Origin of the sequence: Streptomyces atriruber (assembly GCF_001418325.1) — a bacterium.
GTDB lineage: Bacteria > Actinomycetota > Actinomycetes > Streptomycetales > Streptomycetaceae > Streptomyces > Streptomyces atriruber.
The window spans coordinates 1-6,495 of the sequence record NZ_LIPN01000178.1; the positions used below are offsets into that span (position 1 = coordinate 1).

Annotated in this window: 7 protein-coding genes; 3 read left to right on the top strand and 4 right to left on the bottom strand. The window is 73.1% G+C overall.

Annotation, left to right across the window (positions count from 1 at the left end; all coding sequences use genetic code 11):
* Nucleotides 1-28 precede the first annotated feature (28 nt).
* From AOK03_RS19980 to AOK03_RS19995, 4 genes are read right to left on the bottom strand one after another with little or no spacing between them, the layout of a single operon-like run.
* Nucleotides 29-1,246 (bottom strand): ABC transporter permease, encoded by a 1,218-nt coding sequence (locus AOK03_RS19980; protein ID WP_055566674.1) that lies wholly within the window; start codon nt 1,244-1,246, stop codon nt 29-31.
* Nucleotides 1,243-2,028 carry an ABC transporter ATP-binding protein gene (locus tag AOK03_RS19985; protein WP_079074841.1) on the bottom strand — a complete coding sequence of 262 codons (786 nt, stop codon included), beginning with the start codon at nt 2,026-2,028 and terminating at the stop codon, nt 1,243-1,245. The genes AOK03_RS19980 and AOK03_RS19985 overlap by 4 nt, the downstream gene beginning before the upstream one ends.
* Nucleotides 2,025-3,101 carry a peptidoglycan-binding protein gene (locus tag AOK03_RS19990; protein WP_055566675.1) on the bottom strand — a complete coding sequence of 359 codons (1,077 nt, stop codon included), beginning with the start codon at nt 3,099-3,101 and terminating at the stop codon, nt 2,025-2,027. The genes AOK03_RS19985 and AOK03_RS19990 overlap by 4 nt, the downstream gene beginning before the upstream one ends.
* Nucleotides 3,101-3,775: a lyase family protein gene (locus tag AOK03_RS19995; protein WP_055566676.1), complete on the bottom strand. Its 675-nt coding sequence runs from the start codon at nt 3,773-3,775 to the stop codon at nt 3,101-3,103. The genes AOK03_RS19990 and AOK03_RS19995 overlap by 1 nt, the downstream gene beginning before the upstream one ends.
* 154 nt (nt 3,776-3,929) lie before the next feature.
* On the opposite strand from AOK03_RS19995, the gene AOK03_RS20000 reads away from it, so the two are divergent.
* The 3 genes from AOK03_RS20000 to AOK03_RS20010 all read left to right on the top strand — a co-directional run.
* Nucleotides 3,930-4,631 (top strand): response regulator transcription factor, encoded by a 702-nt coding sequence (locus AOK03_RS20000; RefSeq protein ID WP_055566677.1) that lies wholly within the window; start codon nt 3,930-3,932, stop codon nt 4,629-4,631.
* Entirely contained in the window at nt 4,628-6,082 is a 1,455-nt protein-coding gene (locus AOK03_RS20005; RefSeq protein ID WP_055566678.1) for a sensor histidine kinase, read from the top strand. The genes AOK03_RS20000 and AOK03_RS20005 overlap by 4 nt, the downstream gene beginning before the upstream one ends.
* On the top strand, nt 6,079-6,495 hold a 417-nt coding region (locus AOK03_RS20010), incomplete at its 3' end, for a hypothetical protein (RefSeq protein ID WP_157869009.1). The genes AOK03_RS20005 and AOK03_RS20010, both read left to right, overlap by 4 nt.

Here is a 6,495-nt window from a genome sequence, read left to right on the forward strand (position 1 = left end):
AGCCGGGCCGGGTCGCTGCCGGTCGGGGTCATGTCACGTTCAGTGCCACCGTCGGGTGGAGACGCGCCGCCCTGACCGCGGGGTACAGACCCGCCACCATGCCGATGACCAGCGTCGCCGCGAAGCCCGCCGTCAGGGACCAGGGCGGGACCACCGGGGTCCAGTGCCGACCGAGGGCGAAGGCGTACGTCGCCGCCGCACCCAGCAGCGCGCCCGTCGCGCCGCCCACCGCCGACAGCAGCAGGGACTCCGTCAGGAACTGGAGACGTATCGCTCCCTTCGTGGCGCCGAGCGCCCGGCGCAGACCGATCTCCGCGCGGCGCTCCAGGACCGAGATCACCATCGTGTTGGCGACCCCGACGCCGCCGACCAGCAGCGCCACCGCGCCCAGCCCCAGCATGAGCGTCGTCAGGCCCTCGTCCGTGGCCGCCTTCGCGGCCAGCGCGTCCGAGGGGCGGGAGACCTTCACCGAACCCTCGTCACCGGGGCTGACCGTGCGGGCCAGGACCTCCCGTACGTCCTCGACCGTGTGATCCGGCGACCGCTCGAAGACCATGGACGGATGGCCGTCGAAGCCGAAGTACCGCTCGGCCGCGGGGAAGCCGACCATCGCGACCCGGTCCAGGGTCGGGACCAGCTCGACGGGCTCCAGGATGCCGATGACGACCACGTACTCGTCACCCATCATGATCTTCTCGCCGGGGGCCGCGATGCCCAGGCGGTCCGCCGCCACCGAGCCGAGAACGGTGACGGGGAGCCTCTCGGAGGCGCCGTCCAGCCAGCTGCCCCTTCCCACGCGCGCGTTGAGCGCCGTCAGGAGGTCGGTGCGGGCCGCCTGCGTCGTCACGCCCGCCGTCCGCTCCTCGGGCACCACGTCGCTGCGGCGGATGCGGGCGTCGACGTTCCCGGTCGCCGTGGCGTGCCGGACCGGGCCGATGCGCTCCACCATCGCCACCGCCGACTTGGGGAGCGGCACTTCGTTGCCCACGGCGTCCTTGCCCGCCTCCGCGGTGAGCAGGTTCGTGCCGAGCCGGTCGAGCCGCGCCATCAGGTCCGACTTGCTGGACTGGGAGAGGCCGACGACCGCGACCATCGTGGCGATGCCGATGGCAATGCCCAGCGCGGAGAGGACGACCCGCGTGCGGCGGGCGCGCAGGCCTGCCGCGCCGACGCGCAGGATGTCCGCGGGCGAGAGGCGGGTGGGCTTCAAGGGGTGAGGGGCGTGGGGGGCGTACTTCTTTGTCATCGGGCCGTCTCCCCTACTTGGGAAGCCGCATCCACAGCCGCGCCCACATCCGCGTCCACATCCCCGTCCGTATCCGTATCCGTGACGATCTCGCCGTCCCGGAAGCGGACCCGGCGCGGAAGGGCGGCGGCGATGTCGTGGTCGTGCGTGATCACGCAGACCGTCGTGCCGGTGGCGTTGAGCTCGTGGAGCAGCTCCATGACGACCGCGCCGGATGCGGTGTCCAGGGCGCCCGTCGGCTCATCCGCGAGGAGGAGGGACGGCTCGCCCACGAGCGCGCGGGCGATCGCCACCCGCTGCTTCTCGCCGCCGGACAGTTCGCCGGGCCGGTGGCCGAGGCGGTGACCGAGGCGGACGCGTTCGAGCGCGGCGCGGGCGCGGGCGCGCCGTTCCTTCAGGGCCACGCCCGCGTACAGCAGTCCGTCCGCCACGTTGTCGACCGCGTCGCGGCCGGATTCGAGGTGGAAGTGCTGGAAGACGAAGCCGATGTGGCGTGCGCGCAGGGCCGACAGCCGGGCGTCGGTGAGCGCGCTCACGTCGTGACCCGCGACGCGGACGGCGCCGGACGTGGGCCTGTCGAGCGTGCCGATGACGTTCAGCATCGTCGACTTGCCGGAGCCCGACGGCCCGACGATCGCGAGGAGCTCGCCCGCGAGGACGGTGAGGCTCACCCCGCGCAGGGCGTGCACGTCGCCCGCGTACGACTTGGTGACGTCCCGGAGTTCGACGAGGGGGACGAGGGGGGCGGCGGTCGTTGGCCTGGTGGCCGGGTTCTCCGTCACGGCTTCGCCACACCGACCTCCGTGCCCTCCGCGATGCCGGAACCGCTGACCTCGATCCTGCCGTCGGCGGTCATGCCCGTCCGCACCCGCACCATGCGCGACGTGCCGTCCCCGACCGTCTGGAGGCCGTAGCCGCCGTGCGCGCCGCGCAGGGCCACCACCGCCTCGACCGGAACCGTGAGCACGTCCTCGCGGGACTCGCTCACGAACTTCACGTTCGCCGTGGCCCTGGCGTCCTCACCCGCCGCCACCGACCGGCCGCCGTCCAGCGTCACCTCGACCGTGATGCCCTCGGCGGACCCGCCGCCCTCGGCCTCCTCCTGCTCGTCCGGCCTCGCCGTGCCCGTGACCCGGCCCGGTTCCGTCCTGCCGCTGGGCAGCGTCACCTCGACCTTCGTGCCCCGTGCGGTCAGCGACGCGTCGGACTCGTCGAGCACGGCCCGGACGACGGGCCGCGTCGAGGCGACGGTGAGGACCGGCGCGTCGGGACCGACGGGATCCGCGAGCGCCGCGTCCGCCGAGACCACCTTGACCTGCTCGGGCTGGAAGACCACGTCCCCCTTGCCGACCCGGCCCGTCGGCGTGCGGTTGAGGGACTTCTGCCACCGCTTCACCGCGGCCTCGGTCGCCTCGTCGAAGCGCGGGTCCACGTACAGGCCCGCGCCGAGGCCGAGGGCCACCAGATTGCGCTCCAGCTGGAGTACGTCACTGCCCCGGTCCCCCGCCTTCATCTCGCGGAACGCCGGGATCGGCCCGTACAGAAGCGTCACCGGTTTGTCGTCCCGTTCGTAGAGGGCCTGACCGCGCGCGACCGTCGCGCCCTCCCGCGCGGCGACCGTGACCGTCCCCTCGACCGGCGACTTCACGGCCCGCCGCCCCGCGAAGTCGATCTTCCCGTCGACGGTCTCGGACCGCACGAGGTCGGTGCGGGTCACCTTCGCGGTGGCGGACGGCAGTCCAGGCTTCCCTTTCCCGGCGCCCGGCCCCTCCCCCGCGACGGCGAGGACGCCCGCCCCGACCGCGGCGGCGGCCAGCACCGCCGCGCCGGCCAGGAATCCCGTACGGCGTCGCATCACTGCATGCCGTCCAGGCCCTCGAGCAGCTTGCCCTTGCAGGCCTCGCGGGCCGCCTTGTACGCGGGCGAGTCGCGGTCCATCGTCGGGTCGGTCGGGTTCGCCTCGCCGCCGGGCATGACGTTGCCGCCGGACATCGTGGGGTTGGCGAACTTCGACATGCCGTTCTCCCGCATGCACTTGGCGTGCGCGAGCATCGACTCGTAGTCCTTCTGGTCGTCGCGCTCGGGCTCCAGGTTCATGGCGACCCGCAACTCCGGTACGCAGACGCCGTTCTTGCCGCCCTTGTACTCCTCGCCCTTCCCGTTCGGGTCGACGAGCCCGTCGATCTTCGGCCAGTCGAGGTAGCCGCTCAGCTTGGGGTCCGGGAAGTCCTTCACACCGGCCTTGGCGCGCATGCACTGGACGTACTTCAGCTGGGCGTCGTAAAAGGCGCTCCTGCCCTGGCCCTTGCCGCTGTCCTCTCCTTCCCCCTTGGCCTCGCCCTTCCCCTTGGCCTCTCCCCCGCCCTTGTTCTCCGCGCCGGAGCCGTCCGGGACCGAGGCGACACCGGCGTCCTGCGCCCCGCCGTCGCCGCCTCCCCCGCAGGCCGCGGAGAACGCCAGGACGGGAAGTGCGACGAGGCCTGCGAGGCGGAGGCGGGCTGTGGTGCGTGTACGTGTGCGCATGGTCATGGCGGCAATGTGCCGCCGCCACATGGTGGTCTTTCCACGAGCGCATGATGGACGCGTAACGCCACATGATGAGCACGTAACAATGCCCCGCGGCGCCGAGATCTCCGCCCCAACCCGTCCTGAACTGGGCAAACCCTCGCCCATAATCGTCGGCATGCCCCGAGTCCCCCATGTGTTGCTGATCGAGGACGACGCGTCCGTACGCGACGGAATGGAGCTCGTGCTGCGCCGTCACGGGTACGCCGTCGACACCGCCGCCACCGGTGAGGACGCCCTCGCGCTGCTCGCCAGGCCCGCGGGCCACGACGTCGAGCTCGCCGTGCTCGACCTGATGCTGCCCGGCATGGACGGCTTCGAGGTCTGCCGACGGATCCGCGCCGCCGGGTCGACGATCCCCGTCGTCATGCTCACCGCCCGCGGCGACGACAGCGACATCGTGCGGGGCCTGGAGGCGGGCGCCGACGACTACGTGGTCAAACCCGTGACCGCCCCCGTCCTGGAGGCGCGGATCCGGGCGGCGCTGCGGCGGGCGGAGCCGGTGCGGGTGCGGCCCGGCGAGGACACGTACGCCGGACTCGTCATCGACCGTGCCGGGCTCACCGTCACCAAGCGCGGCACGCCCATCGCCCTGCCGCCGACCGAACTGCGGGTCCTGCTGGAGCTCTCCGCCTCGCCGGGGCAGGTGTTCAGCCGCGAGCAACTGCTGCGTTCGGTGTGGGAGCACGACTTCCTCGGAGACTCGCGGCTCGTGGACGCGGCGGTCGGGCGGCTGCGGTCCAAGATCGAGGACCTGCCCGCCAAGCCGGTGTTCGTGCAGACGGTGCGGGGCTTCGGGTATCGGTTCGGGCCGGTATGACGGCGAAGTGGAAGGCGTGGGGCGGGCTGCGGGGGCGGCTCGTCGTCGCGTTCGTGCTGGTCGCGGTCGTCAGCGCGGTGACCGCCACCGGGCTCGCCTACCGCGAGTCCCGCAACGCCGTCCTCGAACGCAAGCAGGACGCGGTGCGCACCGACTTCAAGAACCGTGTCGACCAGGCCGCCGCCGACCTCGCCATGCCACCCGACGAGGTCTCCCTCACCCGCTTCGCGGTCGGGGTCGCCGACGGGCTCGGCGACACGGTGGTCGTCGCCGAGTACCGCACGCTGACGGCGTCCTCCGACGCGTCGGCCGACCGGACGCGGATCTCCGGTTCGCTGCGCGACGCCGTACGCACCCGGAACCGCATGAGTCTCCAGCGCGTCGACCGGCACGACAGCCCCTACCTGGTGGTCGGCACGCCCGTCACCTTCGACTCCGGTTCGCCGTCCGGGCTCGACGTCTACGCCATCAGCTCGCTGCGCGCCGAGCAGGACGACACGGCGGGGATCCTCGACGCCGTGCGGGACGGCCTGCTGCCGGTCCTGCTGCTCACCGTCGCCCTCGCGCTGCTCGCCGCCCGCACGGTGCTGCGGCCCGTGCGGGAGCTGGGTCGCGCGACGCGTCGGCACGCCGCAGGTGACCTCGCCTCACGGGTCGTGGTGCCGCGGGGGCGGGACGAACTGGCGGACCTCGCACGGGACTTCAACCGGACGGCGGAGGCGCTCGAAACGTCCGTCGCCGAGCTGCGGGAGCAGGAGGCGAAGGCGCGGCGGTTCGTCGCCGACGTCTCGCACGAGCTGCGTACGCCGCTCGCCGCGATGACGATGGTCGCCACCGTCCTCGACGAGGACGCCGGGCAGCTGCCGCCCGACGCGGCGCACGCGGCCCGCACGGTCAGCGCGGAGACGGCCCGGCTCTCGCGGCTCGTCGACGACCTGATGGAGATGTCCCGCTTCGACTCCGGCGCGGCGCGCCTCAACCTCGGCGAGGTCGACCTCGCCGAGACCGTGCGGAACACGCTGGCGCTGCGCGGCTGGACGGCGCGGGTACGAGCCGAACTCCCGGACGGCGTACGTGCGGTGGTCGACCCGCGCCGCGTGGACGTGGCCGTCGCCAACCTCGTGGGCAACGCGCTGCGGCACGGGGCCGAGCCGGTGACGGTGACGCTGGCTGCGGGTGCGGAGGGCGTGCGGGAGCGCGACTGGGTGACCGTCGAGGTCGCCGACCGCGGGCCCGGCCTGGCCCCCGACGTCCTCCCCCACGTCTTCGACCGCTTCTACAAGGCGGACAGCGCGCGGACGCGGTCGGAGGGCAGCGGCCTCGGCACGGCCATCGCGCTGGAGAACGCGCGGCTGCACGGGGGCACGATCGAAGTGGCCAACAGGCCGGACGGCGGCGCGGTGTTCACGCTGCGGCTGCCGTGGCGGCACGGCGAAGGGGCCGAGCGATGACTCCCGTACGACTACGCGGAAGACGTGCGGCGATCGCACTGGCCGTGACGGCGCTGGGCCTCGCGGGCTGCGGGGTGCGGCCCACCGGTGTGGTGGACGCGGGCCAGGCGGCGGGCGGGCTCACCAAGGGCCTGCGGATCTACTTCGTCTCCGAGACGGGGCGGCTCGAAGGAGTGACCCGGGCCCTTCCGGTCCGCGCACCGGGCGACGTCATCAAGCTGTTGATGTCGGGCCCCTCGAAGGCGGAACAGCAGGCGGGACTCACCACGCTGATCGACAGCGGCCGGTTCGACGTCACGGGGAAGGGCAACCGGATCACGGTACGGACCCCCGACCTCGTCCTCGACCCCGCCGCGCTCGACGACCGCAACCGCACCGGCCAGCTGGTGTGCAGCCTGGCCCGCGCGCGGGCC